At 50.6% G+C, this 350-nt stretch carries 1 protein-coding gene; it reads left to right on the top strand.

Features of this window, described 5'->3' with window-relative positions; genetic code table 11:
• On the top strand, positions 1-199 hold a 199-nt coding region (locus tag AC1RPH_RS08065; protein ID WP_481762068.1), incomplete at its 5' end, for a hypothetical protein.
• Positions 200-350: the final 151 nt, after the last annotated feature.

Below are 350 nucleotides of genomic sequence, written 5' to 3'. Positions count from 1 at the left end.
GGATCAGACTGATGAAGAGCTGGAAGCAATCCACCAGTTTCTGGGGGACTGGTCTGAAGAACACATTGGCACGCGCCTTGAGGCCACGTGCCAGAAAGACTATATGATGATTGCCTTGTTTGATGACAAGGCATTTCACGTGACGCCGAACACCGGCATCGTTCACCTGCCTGAAGAAGAGGAAGAATCTGATGTTTGATATCGAACCGCAATACGAAGCTCCGTCCATTCTACGTTCATTGTTTAGTGATCGCGCAAACGCCGACTATCTGCTGCAAGCGGCAGGTCATGGCCTGCACATGAATAACCCGTACCACAACCTTCAGCATGAACTGCATGTCGTGTACTGG

The sequence above is a fragment of the Dellaglioa sp. CoH-57-MRSF-16 genome, assembly GCF_056782055.1.
Note: the sequence above shows the minus strand (reverse complement) of the source record. Positions and strands in the feature narration are given on the sequence as shown.